At 58.7% G+C, this 17,067-nt stretch carries 13 protein-coding genes; 4 read left to right on the top strand and 9 right to left on the bottom strand.

Translation table 11 applies throughout. The annotated features are described in order from the left end of the window. Positions 1-12 precede the first annotated feature (12 nt). The 6 genes from NQ842_RS10825 to nasR form a co-directional block, all read right to left on the bottom strand. Complete coding sequence (locus NQ842_RS10825; RefSeq protein WP_257256833.1) at positions 13-2,490, bottom strand: nitrate reductase; 2,478 nt, start codon at positions 2,488-2,490, stop codon at positions 13-15. Continuing rightward, positions 2,487-6,476 (bottom strand): nitrite reductase large subunit NirB, encoded by a 3,990-nt coding sequence (nirB, locus tag NQ842_RS10820; RefSeq protein ID WP_257256832.1) that lies wholly within the window; start codon positions 6,474-6,476, stop codon positions 2,487-2,489. The genes NQ842_RS10825 and nirB overlap by 4 nt, the downstream gene beginning before the upstream one ends. A 13-nt stretch (positions 6,477-6,489) precedes the next feature. After that, a complete protein-coding gene (locus tag NQ842_RS10815) occupies positions 6,490-7,278 on the bottom strand; it encodes an ABC transporter ATP-binding protein (protein ID WP_013096250.1) in 789 nt (262 codons plus the stop codon). Positions 7,279-7,287: 9 nt separating this feature from the next. Next, positions 7,288-8,169 (bottom strand): nitrate ABC transporter permease, encoded by an 882-nt coding sequence (gene ntrB / locus NQ842_RS10810; RefSeq protein WP_257256831.1) that lies wholly within the window; start codon positions 8,167-8,169, stop codon positions 7,288-7,290. Between the two features lie 2 nt (positions 8,170-8,171). Beyond that, the gene (locus NQ842_RS10805; protein WP_029882726.1) at positions 8,172-9,419 is read right to left on the bottom strand and encodes a CmpA/NrtA family ABC transporter substrate-binding protein; all 1,248 of its coding nucleotides are present in this window, start codon (positions 9,417-9,419) and stop codon (positions 8,172-8,174) included. Positions 9,420-9,647: 228 nt separating this feature from the next. After that, on the bottom strand, positions 9,648-10,832 hold the full coding sequence (nasR, locus tag NQ842_RS10800; RefSeq protein WP_257256830.1) for a nitrate regulatory protein NasR: 1,185 nt from the start codon (positions 10,830-10,832) through the stop codon (positions 9,648-9,650). A 72-nt stretch (positions 10,833-10,904) separates the two neighbouring features. Between nasR and NQ842_RS10795 the strand changes: the two genes are divergently transcribed. From NQ842_RS10795 to NQ842_RS10785, 3 genes are all read left to right on the top strand, one after another. After that, positions 10,905-11,258, top strand: coding sequence for a DsrE/DsrF/TusD sulfur relay family protein (locus NQ842_RS10795; protein WP_257256829.1), 354 nt, complete (start codon positions 10,905-10,907; stop codon positions 11,256-11,258). Between the two features lie 106 nt (positions 11,259-11,364). Then, on the top strand, positions 11,365-13,149 hold the full coding sequence (locus NQ842_RS10790) for a methyl-accepting chemotaxis protein (protein ID WP_257256828.1): 1,785 nt from the start codon (positions 11,365-11,367) through the stop codon (positions 13,147-13,149). A gap of 212 nt (positions 13,150-13,361) precedes the next feature. Next, on the top strand, positions 13,362-13,601 hold the full coding sequence (locus NQ842_RS10785; protein ID WP_014832272.1) for a DUF1883 domain-containing protein: 240 nt from the start codon (positions 13,362-13,364) through the stop codon (positions 13,599-13,601). Positions 13,602-13,642: 41 nt separating this feature from the next. Here NQ842_RS10785 and NQ842_RS10780 read toward each other — a convergent pair whose 3' ends face one another. Then, the gene (locus tag NQ842_RS10780) at positions 13,643-14,338 is read right to left on the bottom strand and encodes a gamma-glutamylcyclotransferase (RefSeq protein ID WP_013096242.1); all 696 of its coding nucleotides are present in this window, start codon (positions 14,336-14,338) and stop codon (positions 13,643-13,645) included. Positions 14,339-14,515: 177 nt separating this feature from the next. Then, a complete protein-coding gene (gene chaB, locus NQ842_RS10775; RefSeq protein ID WP_014832274.1) occupies positions 14,516-14,746 on the bottom strand; it encodes a putative cation transport regulator ChaB in 231 nt (76 codons plus the stop codon). Between the two features lie 270 nt (positions 14,747-15,016). On the opposite strand from chaB, the gene chaA reads away from it, so the two are divergent. After that, positions 15,017-16,117 carry a sodium-potassium/proton antiporter ChaA gene (gene chaA, locus NQ842_RS10770; protein WP_014832275.1) on the top strand — a complete coding sequence of 367 codons (1,101 nt, stop codon included), beginning with the start codon at positions 15,017-15,019 and terminating at the stop codon, positions 16,115-16,117. An 88-nt stretch (positions 16,118-16,205) separates the two neighbouring features. On the opposite strand, the gene kdsA is transcribed toward chaA, so the two are convergent. Continuing rightward, a complete protein-coding gene (gene kdsA, locus NQ842_RS10765) occupies positions 16,206-17,060 on the bottom strand; it encodes a 3-deoxy-8-phosphooctulonate synthase (RefSeq protein WP_083021453.1) in 855 nt (284 codons plus the stop codon). Positions 17,061-17,067 lie beyond the last annotated feature (7 nt).

Below are 17,067 nucleotides of genomic sequence, written 5' to 3'. Positions count from 1 at the left end.
ACTCTTAGACCATTATCCAAACAGCCCTTTCAGTTCCGGCACGCAGGAGCCGCAGTTGGTGCCACACCGTAGTTTCGCCCCCAACTCTGCGACGGAGCCGCACCCGCCGACAATCGCCTCCCGTATCGCATTTTCCCCGACGCAGTAACAGCTGCAGATTATGCGTCCCGGATCGACCCTCTCCCCCGCACTCGCGCCGTTCAGGAGCGCATGTCGCTCCGCATGCGTCTCAGGAGCCCGACGAAAAGCCTCTTCAATAGTCGCATGCGCCAGCGCTGGCAACGTAGTGCCCTCCCAGAAGCCGAGCATCAGTTCGCCGTGATGCCACGCCAGCACGCTGCTGCGCGCATCCGTTCGGGCAAGTTGCAGCTGCCAGCCCTGCTGTTCAGCATACGTCTTCACCCACGGCATCAACGGTTCGTCACCCGCCACCGTCAGGCGCGAGGCTTTGCGCCACCAGTGTACCGAAGGCGGCAGTTCCGGCAGCACACGGGCATACAGCTCTCCCTGCCATTCAGGCTGCCATGGCATGATCCTGACGGCGGTCTGTTTACTTTCCGGCTGGCCGGACTGCGGATCGCAGCGCCCTTCCACCAGCGTATTGACCTTTCCCTGACGGGCAAACTGCGCATTCCAGTGCATGGGCGCGAATACTTCCCCCTCCCTTTGTCCATCGTTGATACGTACTCTGGCCACCATCACTCCACGCGGAGAGCTGATCCGCGCCAGTTGCCCGTCGCAAAGGGCGAAACGCGCGGCATCTGCGGCGCAGATCTCAACGCAGGGCTCAGAGATATGCTGCATCAGCCCGGGAACATATCCCGTACGGGTCATGGTATGCCATTGATCGCGGATGCGTCCGGTATTCAGCAGCAACGGGTATAGCGCATCTGGCGCCGCGCCGTGCAGACGCGGGTCAACGGGCACCATATTCCGGTGGGGAAAATCGCCCGCCGCCCACTGATAAGGCTCAAGCTGATCCCACGCCTCACGGGTAAGTCCCGCCAGCGCATGCAGATTAAACGCCCGTGCCCCGTCATTCTCAAACGCCGACAGCGCCGCATGTTCACAAAAAATCTCCTGCGGATGTTCCCAGGCAAAGGCCTCACCATAGCCCAGCTGTTTCGCCACCTGCGCAACTATCCACCAGTCCGGTTTTGCCTGGCCCGGGGCAGCCAGAAAGGCGCGCTGGCGCGAGATCCGCCGTTCGGAGTTGGTGACCGTACCGTTTTTCTCTCCCCAGCCCAGCGCCGGAAAACGGATATGGGCGTAGCGGCTGGTGTCGGTCTCCTGCATTACCTCAGAAACAATGACCAGCGGGCAATTCGCCAGCGCCTGGCATACCGCATGACTGTCCGGCAGCGAGACAGCCGGATTGGTGCCCATGATCCATACCGCCTTTACCTCACCACGGGCAATGGCGTCAAACAGCTCTACTGCCATCAGGCCTGGGGTTTGCGCCAGCCGTTCTGTCCCCCAGAAGCGCGCCACCCGCGAGAGATCGTCCGGCTCGAAGTTCATGTGCGCCGCCAGCTGATTCGCGAGGCCCCCTACTTCCCGTCCCCCCATCGCGTTTGGCTGGCCGGTCAGCGAAAACGGCCCGCAGCCCTGACGGGCAAATTTCCCGCTGGCAAGATGAACGTTAATGATGGCATTGCACTTGTCGCTGCCGCTGGAAGACTGGTTGATCCCCATGGTGTAGAGCGTAATGGCACGCGGCGCCGTAAGGAACCAGTCGTAAAATGTGGCAATTTCCTGTGCATCGAGACCACAAAACCCGGCCACGCGGGCAATCGGCCAGTCGTCAGTTCCCTGAATCAGGTTGAGCAAACCGACAAACAGCCCGGCGTCACTGCCGGGCGCGAGCGCCAGATGCAGGTCGGCGATATCACAGGTGGCGGTTTTACGCGGATCGATCACCACCACTTTCATTTGCGGATTGTTTTGCCGCGCCTGAACCAGCCGCTGATAAAGCACCGGATGCGTCCATGCCGCGTTTGAACCCACCAGCACCACCAGATCGCTGTTCTCCACGTCCTCATAGCTGCACGGCACCACATCTTCGCCAAATGCGCGCTTATAGCCTGCTACTGCCGACGACATGCAGAGCCGCGAGTTGGTATCGATGTTCGCCGCGCCGATAAACCCTTTCATCAGCTTATTGGCAGCGTAGTAATCCTCGGTGAGTAGCTGGCCGGAGGCGTAAAACGCCACCGCCTGCGGCCCCCAGGTGTCGATAATCGCCCGTAACCGCTCGCCGGCCGCGCTTAACGCCTGCGACCACTCCACCTCCAGCCCGTCCACCACCGGGTGCAATAGCCGCCCCTGCAGGCCCGTGGTTTCACCTAACGCCGCGCCTTTGACACACAGCCGTCCAAAACTGGCGGGATGGCGTTCATCGCCGCGCACCGTGACCTTGTCGCCCTCAACCCGGGCCACCACGCCGCAACCGACGCCGCAGTACGGGCAGGTTGTTCGGGTTTCATTCATGATGCCTCCGCACGGACCAGCAACGCGTCGTTCCCCACCCACACCTTGCCGTTTTCAATTTTCACCGGCCAGGCGCGCACCGCAGGCTCACCGTTATCCACCTGGCAGCCGTCGCGCAGGCGAATACGCTGTTTATAGAGCGGCGAGATAACCACCGGCTCACCCGCCGCATCGCCAAGAATACCGCGTGACAGCACGTTCGCATCGCTGCCTGGCTCCCGATCGTCAAGGGCATAGACCGCTTTGCCAAAGCGGAACAGCGCGATCGGCTTACGCCCCAGCCGGGCGCCGATCCCCGCCTGCTCCGGGATCTCATCCAGACCGCAAATTTCCTGCCAGCGTTTGCTCTCTTCCGTCGCCGGACCGTTCACCGCCGTGCGGAACAGCGCCAGACGGTTCGGATCGTTAAGCGTGGTCTGCCATTCACACTGATACGTTTCCACCACACGGGCCATCTCCTGCTCCAGCTCCTGCGCAATGCCGAGACTGTCATCGAGGATCACCTCCCGCAGATAGTCGAGACCGCCTTCAAGGTTGTCCATCCAGGTGCTGGTCCGCTGCAGGCGATCCGCCGTGCGAATGTAGAACATCAGAAAACGGTCGACGGTACGGATCAGCGTCTCTTCATCCAGATCGCTGGCGAAGAGATCCGCATGTCGCGGCTTCATGCCGCCGTTGCCGCACAGATAGAGATTCCAGCCCTTGTCCGTGGCGATCACGCCGACATCTTTGCTTTGCGCCTCGGCACACTCGCGGGTACAGCCGGACACCGCCATTTTGATTTTGTGCGGCGCGCGCAGCCCCTTGTAACGGTGCTCCAGTTTGACCGCAAGGCCGGTGGAGTCCTGCACGCCATAGCGACACCAGGTTGACCCGACGCAGGATTTCACGGTACGCAGGGATTTACCGTACGCATGCCCGGTTTCAAACCCGGCCTCCACCAGCGCCTGCCAGATCTCCGGCAACTGGTCGAGCGTGGCTCCAAACAGGTCAATACGCTGCCCGCCGGTGATCTTGCTGTACAGCCCGTAGCGCTTTGCGATCTGCCCGATAGCAATCAGCCCGTCGGCCGTTACTTCCCCGGCGGGCATACGCGGCACGATGGAGTACGTGCCGTCCTTCTGAATATTGGCAAAGTAGCGGTCGTTGGTGTCCTGCAGCGGCAAATGCGCCGGTTTCAGCAGGTATTCGTTCCAGCAGGAGGCCAGCACTGACCCCACCAGCGGTTTACAGATCTCACAGCCGTGCCCCTGGCCGTAGCGGCTAATCAGCTGGTCGAAGGTACGAATATGGTTGACCCGCACCAGGTGATATATCTCCTGACGTGAGTACGGGAAGTGCTCACAGATATCTTTTTTCACCTCCACGCCCTGCTCAGCCAGCTGGAACTCCATCACCTGTTTCACCAGCGCACTGCACCCACCGCAGCCGGTCGCCGCTTTGGTGCACTGCTTGATGGCGCCGATGTCCGTCGCACCGGCGCTCACTGCCTGGCAGATATCGCCTTTGCTGACGTTATGACAGGAGCAGATCTGCGCGCTTTCCGGCAACGCCGCCACCCCCAGCGCTTTTGGCGCGCTACCGGAGAAGGCTGGCAAGATGAGCGTTTCAGGCTCTTTCGGCAGGTTGATTCCGTTAAGCATCATCTGCACCAGCGTGGCGTATTCGCTGGCATCCCCCACCAGCACGCCGCCGAGCAGCGTTTTGTTGTCATGGCTGACGACAATTTTTTTATAGATTTGCTGCGGGCCGTGGGTCCACTGGTAGCTCAATGCCCCCGGCGTACGGCCATGGGCATCCCCAAACGAAGCCACGTCCACGCCCAGCAGCTTAAGCTTGGTGCTCATATCCGCGCCGGTGAAGGATTTCTCCTCACCCGCCAGCGTGGCCGCCACCACGCGTGCCATCTGGTAACCCGGCGCCACCAGACCGAAGATTTTGCCTTCCCACAGCGCACATTCTCCGATGGCGAAGATGTCCTTATCTGAGGTCTGGCAGGCGGTATCAATGCAGATCCCGCCGCGCTCGCCCGTCACCAGACCGCTGCTGCGTGCCAGCGCATCCTGCGGGCGGATCCCGGCAGAGAAGACCACCATATCGGTGTCCAGCTGTTCACCGTCGGCAAAGCGCAGGACCAGACCGTCGTCGGTGGCCGCGATTTCGGTGGTGGCCTTGCTGGTGTGAACCCCGACGCCGAGCGCTTCAATTTTTTTACGCAGCATTGCCGCGCCGTCGTTGTCGAGCTGTACCGCCATCAGATTGGGTGCGAATTCCACCACGTGGGTTTCAAGCCCCAGCTGTTTGAGGGCATTGGCCGCCTCCAGCCCGAGCAGGCCACCGCCAATGACCACCCCGCGTCGGGATCCCTTCGCATGCGCGGCAATGTTATCGAGATCGTCCAGCGTGCGGTAGACAAAGCAGCCCGGCAGCGTGTTACCCGGCACTGGCGGAACAAACGGATACGAGCCGGTCGCCAGCACCAGTTTGTCCCAGTGGGTTTCGTGGCCGCTGGCGGTACGCACCACGTGCGTATCGCGATCGATGGCGACGATCTGCTGCGACAGACGCAACTCTATGCCGTGTCTGGCAAAGAAATCGCCCTCCACCAGCGAGAGGGACTCCGCGCTGCGGCCGCCAAAATACTCTGAGAGATGTACGCGGTCGTAAGCGGCATAAGGCTCTTCGCCAAAGACGACAATCTGGTATTGCTGATGCAGATTGCGGTTTACGCAGTCTTCAAGAAAATGGTGGCCGACCATACCGTGCCCAACCACCACCAGAGTAGGTTTTGTCATAGCGTTCTGTCCTGCAACCTGCGGTTGCGTCGTAGAGAATCGATCGAACAGCCAGTCCACGTGTGCGGGCGCAGCCGTTGCCAGTAAATCGGTAAATGTTGCCGCGCTGCGGCAATCGCCCATCAGCAGTACGCCCGCCAGCGCACCGCGATGGATCAGTAAGCGACGGTAGTGACGGGTCAGCGGATCCCACGCGTCCCAGACCGTATCCTCCGGTTGCGCCGTTACGCGCCCGACGCTGAAGAGCTCCACGCCGGTGACCTTAAGGCGCATCCCACCGTCGGTAAGGGCAAATGGCGCGGGGGCGTCCCCTGCCAGTCGGGCGGCGAGAATGTCCGCCTGTGCCAGACAGGGGGCAACCAGGCCAAACGTCTGACCGTCGATTTCGCAGCACTCCCCGATGGCGCTGATAGCCGGAACGGAGGTCTGCATCTGCGGGTTGACCACAATGCCGCGGGCGCAGTGAATACCGCTGGCGCTTGCCAGGGCGATGTTGGGCTGTACGCCGGTAGCCAGCACCACGCGCGCGGCGCTAACCTGGCGTCCGTTGAGCAGCGTTACTGAATCTGGCGCGATTGCCGCGATCCCGGACGACAGTTCGCAGCGCACACCGCGCTCCGCCAGCGCCGCCTCCAGCAACAGCCCCGCCTGCCGATCCAGCTGTTGTTCCATCAACCACGGTCCGCGATGCACCAGCGTGACGTTGTCACAAGTCTGTGCCAGCGCCGCTGCCGTCTCAACACCCAGCACGCCACCACCCAACACCACCGCTGGCCCCGGGATCTGCGCAATGGCTCGCGTATCCTCAAGGCGGCGGAAGGTAAAGACGTGTGGCGCATCGCACCCGGGGATCGGTGGCACGAACGGTATCGACCCGGTGGCGAAGACCAGTTCATCCCACGCCAGCGTGGTCCGCGCGGTACGGATTTCCCGTTTCACCACGTCCACGGCGAGCACCTTTTGCCCCCTGAGAACCGTGACGCCGCGCTCGCGGTACCAGGCATCGTCCTGCAGGCGGATCTGTTCCGGGCGTTTTTCCCCACCCAGCACCGGCGAAAGCTGGATGCGGTTGTACGCATGCTCAGGCTCCTCACCCAACACGGTGATCGCGAAGCGGCCAGGCACACGCCCGGTCAGCGAGGCAATCAGCCGTGTCGCTGCCATTCCATTGCCGATAATGACCAGTCGCATCGTGGTGCCCCCACTACGCCGCTTTGGGCTGTTTTTCATAGAGGAAATGGAGGATCTGCTGGCGCATGTGGTGGTAGCGGCTGTCGTCCGCCAGCTGCACCCGGTTACGCGGACGCGGCAGGTCAACCTCCAGAATTTCGCCGACAGTCGCCGCCGGGCCGTTGGTCATCATCAGCACGCGGTCAGAGAGCAGCACCGCTTCGTCCACGTCGTGGGTGATGAGCACAATGGTGGTGTTGAGCGCCTGCTGAATTTGCATCACCGAGTCCTGAAGATGGGCGCGCGTCAGCGCATCCAGCGCGCCAAACGGTTCATCCATCAGCAACACTTTCGGCTTCATCGCCAGCGCACGGGCAATGCCCACGCGCTGCTTCATGCCGCCTGAGATCTCCCCCGGGCGTTTATGCAGGGCGTGCCCCATCTGCACGCGATCGAGGTTGTGTTCAATCCACTCCCGACGCTCCGCCTTGCTCATGGTGTGGCGGAACACCTGATCGACCGCCAGCGCAACGTTGTCGAAACAGGTCAGCCACGGCAGCAGGGAGTGGTTCTGAAAGACCACCGCACGCTCCGGTCCCGGACCCGCAATTTCACGGTTGTCGCAAATCAATCCCCCTTCCGTCGGCAGCGTGATCCCGGCGATTAGGTTCAGCAGTGTTGATTTGCCGCAACCGGAGTGGCCAATCAGGCTCACGGTTTCCCCTTCGTGGATATCAAACGAGACGTTCTGCAGCGCCAGAAATTCACCGCTGGCGGTAGAAAAACGCTGGCTTACGGCCTGGACCTGAATGATCGGTTTCATGTTCGCTCCTTATTTTTCCTGCCAGCTAAAGCGACGGGCGATCAGCATCAGCCCCTGCTCCAGCAGTAACCCGACCACGCCAATGATGACGATGGCGATGAGAATGTTTTCTACGTTGAGGTTGTTCCACTCATTCCAGATCCAGAAACCGATCCCTAAGCCGCCTGTCAGCATTTCGGCGGCGACAATCACCAGCCAGGCGATACCGATGGAAAGACGTACCCCGGTCAACACCGCCGGCAGCACCGCCGGGAAGAGGATCCGACGCAGAATGGTCCACTCAGAAAGCTGCAGCACACGGGCGACGTTGAGGTAATCCTGCGGAATACGGCGTACCCCTTCGGCGGTGTTAATCACCATTGGCCAGATCGAACAGATAAAAATGGTCCAGCTGGAAGCCGGCTCTGCTTTCTGGAACAGCAGCAGGCCGATAGGCAGCCAGGCCAATGGGCTGACCGGGCGCAGCAGCGCAATCAGCGGGCTGAACATGCGTGAGAAAAAGGTGAAACGGCCAATCAGAAAACCGAGCGGGATACCGACTAACGCGGCCAGGCCAAAGCCCACCGCCACGCGCTGCAGGGAGGCAAGCACGTTCCAGCCGATCCCCATGTCGTTTGGCCCGTCGCGATAAAACGGATCGGCAAACAGGGTGATGGCAGAATCCAGCGTGCTCAGCGGCGTCGGGAAGCCTTTGCTGTTGATTGCCGCCAGTTGCCAGAGCACCACCAGCAGCCCCAGCCCCAGCAGCGCCGGAATGATACGCTGGAGCACGTCGTTAATCCGGCGGGCAATCGCCGGAGGATGACGGCGAACCTGAACCGGTGGCAGGGTAATCACCTCGCCACTCACCGGCGTCTCGTGTTTTGCTTTCGTGCTGTGCAGATGCTGCATAATCAGGCCCCTTTACGGTGAATAGCGAAGCGGTTGGCATAGCCTTCAGGATCGGTACCGTTCCAGACGGTGCCGTCCATCAGGGTGCTACTGCGTAGTGGTGAAGTCGGTGTGGTAATGCCCCCCACCGCGGTGGCGGCATCCTGCCAGACCGCGGTCTGGTTAATGCGCTGCGCGATGCCCGCGTAGTCCGGCGCGGCTTTGAGCAAACCCCAGCGGCGGAACTGGGTTAAGAACCACATGCCGTCGGAGAGATACGGGTAGCTCACAGCCCCCTCGTTGAAGAAACGAATCGGATGCGCGTCCTGCCAGCGCGTGCCCACCCCGTTGTCGTACTCACCCAGCATCCGTCCGGTGAGGTACTGCTCTTTGGTGTTCAGCCATGCGCGACGCGAGAGGATCTGCGCCGTTTCACGTTTGTTTTCCGGTGAAGCGTCGATCCAGCGCGCGGCTTCCAGTACTGCGCTCACCAGCGCCCGCGCGGTGTGCGGATTTTTCTCCACCCAGTCGCGACGGGTACCGAGGATTTTTTCCGGGTGGTCAGCCCAGATAGACTGCGACGTTGCAGCGGTAAAACCGATGCGATCGTTAATGGCCCGGGCATTCCACGGCTCGCCGACGCAAAAGCCGACCATATTGCCAATACGCATGTTCATCACCATCTGCGGCGGCGGTACCACCACGGTGCGAACATCGTCGAACGGGTTAATGCCCGCACTGGCCAGCCAGTAGTAGAGCCACATGGCGTGCGTGCCCGTCGGGAAGGTATGCGCGAAGGTGTACGTGCCCGGTGCCTGCTGACCAATCAGTTTCTTCAGCCCGTCGAGATCGCGAACGCCCTTCTCTGCCAGATCGGCAGAGAGCGTAATCGCCTGGCCGTTCTGGTTGAGGGTCATCAGATTCGCCATCTGCTGTGGCTTACCGGCGATCCCCAGTTCCAGTCCGTACAGCAGACCGTAAAGAATGTGCGCCGCGTCCAGCTCCCCCGCGACTAACTTGTCGCGCACGGCCGCCCAGCTCGCCTCTTTGGTGGGCACGATGGTAATGCCATGCTTTTTATCGAACCCTTTCAGCGCCGCGATGACCACCGGAGCGCAGTCGGTCAGCGGGATAAACCCGATGCGCACCGTCTCCTGCTCGGGTTTATCCGAGCCTGCCGCCCACGCGGCCTGCATGACACCCGGTAACAACATTGCACTGCTCGCCAGCACGCTGGCCTGCAAAAACCGCCGTCTCGACAAATCCGCCATGACCACTCCTGAAAAAAAGACAAAAAAAAGCGCCCGACGGTGCCGAAGCACCGCTGGACGCCTTTATCCCGAAGACTGATGCACCGCCGTTGGCGCACCGTCAAAATTGGTTACTGAATTAATGCAAAGCGAATGCCAGGTTTTAATGCCTTGTTTTTGTGGCTTTTGCCCCACTGGCTCTGCAAAAACGCACCTCAATCAGGCACAACGTGCCCACTGATTGTGCAGCTACTCCTTAGGGGTTAGCTGCCATAATCGCTTCACGCTAAGCAGCGCGCGGGCGATATCCACCATGCGCTGGTTCTTATCCATCGCCATTTTGCGCAGCGCCGTCCACGCCTGTTCCTCACTCATATTGTGGTGGGTCATCAGCACGCTTTTGGCTTTATCAATGGTCTTGCGCTCTTCCAGCGTATCGCGCAGCGTCGCGAGCTGGCGGGAAAGCTGTTCTATTTCACGAGCCTGCTGGCGAACCAGCGGCAGCAAAGGTTTGTCCGGATAAAGCGCGAGCGGATCGTCATTCTCATCGGCACTTACCGGATGTTGAGGGTCATGATGGATACGCTCATCAACCGCCAGCATCAGGTCGGCGATAACCATCTCCTCCAGGGTGCGCAGGTGCTCAAGACGCGACGTTTGCAGGGCGAACCAGTTCAACGCCGTATCGCCATTATCCGCAGCAGGCTGGCGGGTACAGGCCACACGCCGGAGTTGCTCCGTCTCGCGGTCGGGCTGGCAGTCCCGGGAAAAGGTGCTCTGCACATCCGCCGGGCTGTGGCTTAAAAAGATCTCAAAACAGGCCTGCTGCCCGTCAATGCGATCCACCAGCCTCTGGCGGGTGACATCATCAAAAAAACCCTGCGTGAAGCCGATAGCCCCCAGCGCCCGCTCTTGTCCCGCCAGCTCTTTGCCCTGCATCAGGCTGTACAGGGCAACAAAACGCCCCGCCAGTTGCGGATCGTCAATACTGTCGTTGAGCTGCGGCACGATACTGAGCAGATGGCGAAGCATGCGACAGTAATGTTCCATCGCCTGCGGGGCGGTAACGGTTTGTTGGTTCACCCCTTCTCGCAGGGCGGGGAGTGATTCAAGGCTCTGCAACGCAGCGGCGATGCGCTCACATACGGCGCTGCCCGGCACTGGGGAGTGTCTATCCAGAATGCCATACAGTATGGTGAGATTTTCATCCACCAGCGCCCGGCTGGCTTTGCATTCGGGGGCATAGAGCTTACCCTGTGAGCAGAGCCAGACGTTTGATGCACCGCGCTCGCACTGTAGCATATGCACCAGTTGGCTAATGCCATTCACCAGTACGCCCAGCTGTGCCAGCTTGCTGAGCTGCTCCTGGCGCAACGCTTTTGCGCGCTGTAGCCATTCGGTTGCACCCGACGAATTGCCAGCCATTAATGTCATGCTTACTCTCCCGGATAACCCTACCTGGGAGAATGAAGCAATATTCGTGCCTTAATATAAACAGGAGTTAACATGCAGAAGATTGTGATCGTCGCCAACGGGGCGGCCTACGGCAGCGAATCCCTTTTTAACAGCCTGCGTATGGCCATAGCGCTGCGCGATAATGCGAGTGAGCTGGAGCTGCGGATCTTTTTGATGTCCGACGCGGTCACCGCAGGTCTGAAAGGCCAAAAACCGGCAGAAGGCTACAACATTCAGCAGATGCTGGAGATCCTGACGGCGCAAAACGTGCCGGTTAAGCTCTGCAAAACCTGCACTGACGGGCGCGGTATCACCGGGCTGCCGCTGATTGACGGCGTGGAAATTGGCACACTTGTCGAGCTGGCTGAGTGGACGTTAGCCGCCGATAAAGTATTAACTTTTTAATAATAAACCCGTAAAAATATTATTTTCTTATGGACGCGGTTTCAGCATCAAGTTTACCTGCGGGGTTGCCGATAGGCATGGAAACAACACAGCAGGTATTTCACTTATGTTCAGATCGATTCGTGCTCGCATCATTGTCGCGACGACAGGCTGCCTGGTCGTCGCCCTTCTTCTCAATACCGTCATTAATTTCCAGGTCACGCGCCAGGATAATCAGCAGTCGCAGCGTGACATTCTGACCAGCACCAGCGCCAGCCATAACATGGCGATTGCCGACTGGGTGAAAAGCAAAATGACGGTCATTACCTCCGCCCAGAGCGTGGCGCTGAGTGACGACCCGGTACCGGTCTTTAAACAACTCGCCCAGGCGGGAGGCTTCACCAACGTCTATGTGGGCTATGCCACGAAAACGGCGAAATTCTCTGAGCCTGCGGGCGTGCCTGCGGATTATGACCCGACCATTCGCCCCTGGTATCAGCAGGTGGTCAGCCAGGACGGACCGGTGGTGACCGCGCCTTACGTGGATGCCGGAACCGGAAAACTGGTGGTAACTTTTGCGGTACCGGTAAAAGAAAACGGGACCCTGAAAGCGGTGGTGGCGGGCGATGTGGCCATGGATAGCGTGGTGGCTAACGTGCGCGGCATTCACCCGACCCCGGCCAGCAGCGGGTTACTTCTGAACAGCGACGGCAGCGTTATCGCCGCCAACGATCCGGCCCTGACGTTAAAACCGTTTGCTGAGACCATTACCGGCACCGATTTAGCGACCCTGAAAAGCGGTGAACCGGTTGATGGCACATTTGACGGCGGTGATAAAACCCTCGTCGCCACGGCCGTTCCGGGAACAAACTGGATGCTGGTGGTCGCGCTCGACAATAACGACGCCACCTCCGGCATGCGCTCTCTGCTGAAAGCCTCGGCGTTATCGCTGGTGATCCTCGCCCTGCTGAGCGGTGCGATTGTCCATATCCTGATTGCCCGTTTGCTCAAGCGGTTATCCGATATCCGCGACGCGATGCATAACATTGCCAACGGCACCAACGATCTCTCCCAGCGCCTGCCGGACAGCGGTAACGATGAAGTGGCGCAAATCGCCCAGGCGTTTAACGCCTTCAGCGATAAGCTCTCGGTGGTGATGGTCCAGCTGCGCGATGCCAGTGCCTCGGTGAAAAATGCGGCTCAGGAGATTGCGGCTGGCAACCAGGATCTCTCCGGGCGTACCGAGCAGGCGGCCTCCAGCCTGCGTGAAACCGCCAGTGCCGTAGAGGAGATCACCGCGTCGGTGACCCAGTCAAATGAGTCCGCGGCAGAAGCGAATGAACAGGCCAGTAAAGCCTCCGCTGCGGCCTCACGCGGCGGTGAGGTCGTCTCTCAGGCCATCAGCACCATGCAGTCCATTGAAGTGGCTTCGGCAAAAATTGGCGATATCACCAGCGTGATTGATGGCATCGCCTTCCAGACCAATATCCTGGCGCTGAACGCCTCGGTGGAAGCGGCGCGCGCCGGTGAGCAGGGCCGCGGATTTGCCGTGGTGGCAGGCGAAGTGCGTAACCTGGCGAGCCGCAGCGCCCAGGCGGCGAAGGAGATCAAATCACTTATCGACTCCACCACCGACAGCGTGGCAACCGGCTCCCGCTATGTACATCTGGCCGGGGAAAGCATGGATGAGATCCGCGCCAGCATCGGCAGCGTCTCGGGTATCATGCGTGAAATCTCCATCGCCACCAGCGAGCAGATGAAAGGCATCCACGAGATCAACCATGCTGTCACGCACCTGGACAGAATGGTGCAGCAGAATGCCGAACTGGTGGTGCAATCCGCCGCAGCCGCCAGTGCCCTGCAGAGCCAGGCGGGCGACCTTGCTGAAACAGCCGGACATTTCCGCATTTAATGTTATTCTGGCGCGCCTTCACCGTGTAAATGCGCGCCAGCTGAATGCTTTCAGGGATTTTGTCATTTTTGTTTAAACGTTATGCCATTTTTTGATCAAAATCAGCATCCCGACTCTCCCCCTTTGGTGTTATGCAATGAGTGAATTGTGAACAACATCACGCTCGGAAATGGCAGCAGGGAGAGCGTTGTTTAAGACTACGGGGTAAATAAATGGCACTGGTAAAAACAAGTTTGAAACTGTTTGGCGGGGATACGGTAGTGGTGCGTTGCTCAGAGCAATGCCGTATTCATCTGATGAGTGCGAAAGCACAAAAACAATCGCAGGCGGATATCCTGACCGTGCAGGACGACAAAGCATGGCTTACCGTCCCTTATACCGGCACCTGGGATGTCCTGATTGACAGCCATAGTCAGTCACTCGAACACTCTGTCAGCTACGTGGCCGCTTAAAAACAAACGCCCGGTCTGCACTCTCGCTGCCGGGCGTATTATCAGGCAAAACCCGGACGCAGCGGGTTATTCAGCGGATTTCCTTCCAGCAACGCTTTCACCTTCGCCACCAGCTCATTCAGACACTCGTCCTGCATGCCGAGGCGCGTCAGTTCCTGATCGAGAGAAAACAGATACTGCGCATTTGTGCCGAGCGGTCCGCTGGCTGCCGCAATCAACGGCGCGATCACCTGCGTACGGGTATCCGCTTCATACAGCGGATGGCGCGGATCCATAATAAACACCAGCGCGTTGACGGTGCGTCCGTCATCAAGTTCCAGCTTGCACCAGCTTGGCATATAGCAGCCGGTGATCATCTCGCGCTTCCAGAGCAGCGTCAGCTCCTCTTCGAGCGTGGCATCCGGCAGGCGATACGCCACCCCCGTGGTGCGTCCGCCCTCTTTCAGTGCAAGCATACGTCCCGGCTGACAGGCACTTCCGCGTCCGGCGGTTAATCGCAGGCAAAACGCGCGATGCCACCCCGGGAGCGTACCTGTCGCCGATTCGACAAATTCCAGAGCCGGGTTCCACATCAGCGAACCGTAGCCAAAAATCCATACCGGGCCATCATCCGGGCGGCAGGCAAGCGTGGCAGCGAGCGACGCCGCACGTTGTTCAGCTGACCAGAGAAGCGATTCCTCAATAGCACCAAATGCCGTCTTACAATCTGCCTTCATTAAGAAATCACGCGTTAACACTTTACACCTCCGCCACTGCATGCTTCCTTGCGACATCTGTAATTCACCTTCCCGGCATTATCTACTGGTCATTTTGCCAGCAGTTGAATAACGATAAGCAATTCGCGGGCCAGTTGCAATACAACGGAAGTTCAACCGCCTGAAAAGTCAAAATGAAGGCAGCTTATTATTTTACGGCTATTTCTTTTTATGCCATTTATCATCGTCTCCTTTCTCGTAGTCATGTTTTACTGCCGCCCAGGCCACTTTATGCGCCGTCTCTTCCCGGCTGGCATCGTCCCGGCGATCGTCTTTATCTTTGTATTGATCCCAGGCGCTGTTAAACGCCTCTTTATAGATATCCTGCGCATGCGCAGGCAGTACGTTTTGCACGTTATCGGGTAATTCGCGTTTCGTTTTATATGGCATCTCTAACCTCTCTTTTGCTTAAAGAGATAAGTGTGGACGACGATGCTGCAGGCTGCCAGTCAATGATAAATTCTGAATAGCGACAAAAGTTAATTGCATGTTATTTAATATATAATTACCACAAACGTGACATTATGAGTATCAGGAGAATAAAAACATGATTAGGGTAAAATTAAGTAAAAGATAAGGGGTATTTAACAGAGATCTGTTAATGTAATGACCTCAAAATTCTATCTATAATTACAAGCACCTGCATTGATGGAGAAGCACATGACAGCAGCACACGAGGCGGTAAAGACCCGCCACAAGGAGACGTCACTCATTTTCCCGGTTCTGGCACTGGCTGTGCTGCTCTTCTGGGGAAGCAGTCAGTCACTGCCAGTGGTGGTTGGTATCAATATTCTTGCGCTGGTGGGGATTTTAACCAGCGCCTTTAGTGTGGTTCGCCATGCAGACGTTTTAGCCCACCGCCTGGGCGAGCCATACGGCTCATTAATTCTCAGCCTTTCCGTTGTGATTCTTGAGGTCAGCCTCATTTCCGCGCTCATGGCGACCGGGGATGCCGCACCCACGCTGATGCGCGATACGCTCTATTCCATCATTATGATTGTGACGGGCGGTCTGGTGGGCTTCTCACTGTTGCTGGGCGGCCGTAAATTCGCCACACAGTATATGAATCTGTTTGGCATCAAACAGTATCTGATCGCCCTGTTCCCGCTGGCGATTATTGTGCTGGTCTTCCCGATGGCACTGCCGGGCGCGAACTTCTCCACCGGTCAGGCGCTGCTGGTCGCATTGATTTCCGCCGCCATGTACGGCGTGTTCCTGTTGATTCAGACCAAAACGCACCAAAGCCTGTTTGTGTACGAGCATGAAGATGACAGCGACGACGATGACCCGCACCACGGCAAACCGTCCGCCCACAGCAGCGCCTGGCACACGGTTTGGCTGATCGTACATCTGATTGCGGTTATCGCCGTCACCAAGATGAACGCCAATCCGCTGGAGACGCTGTTAACCGAGCTGAATGCCCCGGTGGCATTTACCGGCTTCCTGGTAGCGCTGCTGATCCTGTCGCCTGAAGGGCTGGGCGCGTTGAAAGCGGTGCTGAACAATCAGGTACAGCGTGCCATGAACCTGTTCTTCGGCTCGGTACTGGCGACCATTTCGCTTACCGTTCCGGTGGTGACGCTGATTGCCTTTATGACCGGTAACGAACTGCAGTTTGCGCTGGGCGCGCCGGAGATGATTGTGATGGTTGCATCACTGCTGCTGTGTCAGATTTCGTTCTCAACCGGGCGCACCAATGTACTCAACGGCGCGGCGCATATGGCGCTGTTTGTGGCGTATCTGATGACGATATTTGCCTAGTTTTATCTGGTGCGGGCAGATGCCCTCACCCCAACCCTCTCCCACGGGGAGAGGGAGAAACAAAAAACCCGCCGAAGCGGGTTTTTTATTAGTTGCTGGTATCCAGCTCGTCGAAGCTCTTCACCAGATCGTCAATCGCTTTGATCTGTTTCAGGAACGGCTCCAGTTTGTCCAGCGGCAGCGCGGATGGACCGTCGCATTTCGCATTCGCCGGATCCGGATGTGCTTCAATGAACAGACCCGCCAGGCCGGTCGCCATACCGGCGCGCGCCAGTTCGGTCACCTGCGCACGACGGCCGCCAGACGCGGCGCCAAACGGGTCGCGGCACTGCAGAGAGTGGGTCACGTCGAAGATCACCGGAGACTGGTTAGAGACGTTTTTCATCACGGTGAAGCCCAGCATATCGACAACCAGGTTGTCGTAACCGAAGTTGGAACCACGGTCGCACAGGATAACCTTGTCGTTGCCGCCTTCGATAAACTTATCGACGATGTTCCCCATCTGGCCTGGGCTCACGAACTGCGGCTTCTTCACGTTAATGACGGCACCCGTTTTCGCCATCGCTTCCACCAGGTCAGTCTGACGAGCCAGGAACGCTGGCAGCTGAATAACGTCAACCACGTCAGCCACAGGCTGCGCCTGAGACGCCTCGTGAACGTCGGTGATCACTTTCACGCCAAAGGTCTGCTTCAGCTCCTGGAAAATTTTCATCCCCTCTTCCAGGCCCGGGCCACGGTAGGAGTGAATGGAAGAGCGGTTGGCTTTGTCAAAAGAGGCTTTAAACACGTACGGGATGCCCAGCTTCTGGGTCACGGTCACGTAGTGCTCGCAGATACGCATGGCGAGATCGCGGGATTCCAGCACGTTCATACCGCCAAACAGCACGAACGGCAGGTCGTTTGCCACCTTGATATCGCCAACACTAACCACTTTTTGTTTCATTTGATCG

Source organism: Enterobacter cloacae complex sp. R_G8 (assembly GCF_024599795.1).
In the GTDB taxonomy this organism is placed as follows: domain Bacteria; phylum Pseudomonadota; class Gammaproteobacteria; order Enterobacterales; family Enterobacteriaceae; genus Enterobacter; species Enterobacter dissolvens.
The sequence above is the reverse complement of the archived record's forward strand: the minus strand, read 5'-3'. Positions and strand labels throughout refer to the sequence as shown.

Excerpts from the sequence above, each read along its gene's own strand:
- NQ842_RS10825 (WP_257256833.1), bottom strand. The coding sequence starts at position 2,490 with ATGAATGAAACCCGAACAACCTGCCCGTACTGCGGCGTCGGTTGCGGC.
- nirB (WP_257256832.1), bottom strand. The coding sequence starts at position 6,476 with ATGCGACTGGTCATTATCGGCAATGGAATGGCAGCGACACGGCTGATT.
- NQ842_RS10815 (WP_013096250.1), bottom strand. The coding sequence starts at position 7,278 with ATGAAACCGATCATTCAGGTCCAGGCCGTAAGCCAGCGTTTTTCTACC.
- ntrB (WP_257256831.1), bottom strand. The coding sequence starts at position 8,169 with ATGCAGCATCTGCACAGCACGAAAGCAAAACACGAGACGCCGGTGAGT.
- NQ842_RS10805 (WP_029882726.1), bottom strand. The coding sequence starts at position 9,419 with ATGGCGGATTTGTCGAGACGGCGGTTTTTGCAGGCCAGCGTGCTGGCG.
- nasR (WP_257256830.1), bottom strand. The coding sequence starts at position 10,832 with ATGACATTAATGGCTGGCAATTCGTCGGGTGCAACCGAATGGCTACAG.
- NQ842_RS10795 (WP_257256829.1), top strand. The coding sequence starts at position 10,905 with ATGCAGAAGATTGTGATCGTCGCCAACGGGGCGGCCTACGGCAGCGAA.
- NQ842_RS10790 (WP_257256828.1), top strand. The coding sequence starts at position 11,365 with ATGTTCAGATCGATTCGTGCTCGCATCATTGTCGCGACGACAGGCTGC.
- NQ842_RS10785 (WP_014832272.1), top strand. The coding sequence starts at position 13,362 with ATGGCACTGGTAAAAACAAGTTTGAAACTGTTTGGCGGGGATACGGTA.
- chaB (WP_014832274.1), bottom strand. The coding sequence starts at position 14,746 with ATGCCATATAAAACGAAACGCGAATTACCCGATAACGTGCAAAACGTA.
- chaA (WP_014832275.1), top strand. The coding sequence starts at position 15,017 with ATGACAGCAGCACACGAGGCGGTAAAGACCCGCCACAAGGAGACGTCA.
- kdsA (WP_083021453.1), bottom strand. The coding sequence starts at position 17,060 with ATGAAACAAAAAGTGGTTAGTGTTGGCGATATCAAGGTGGCAAACGAC.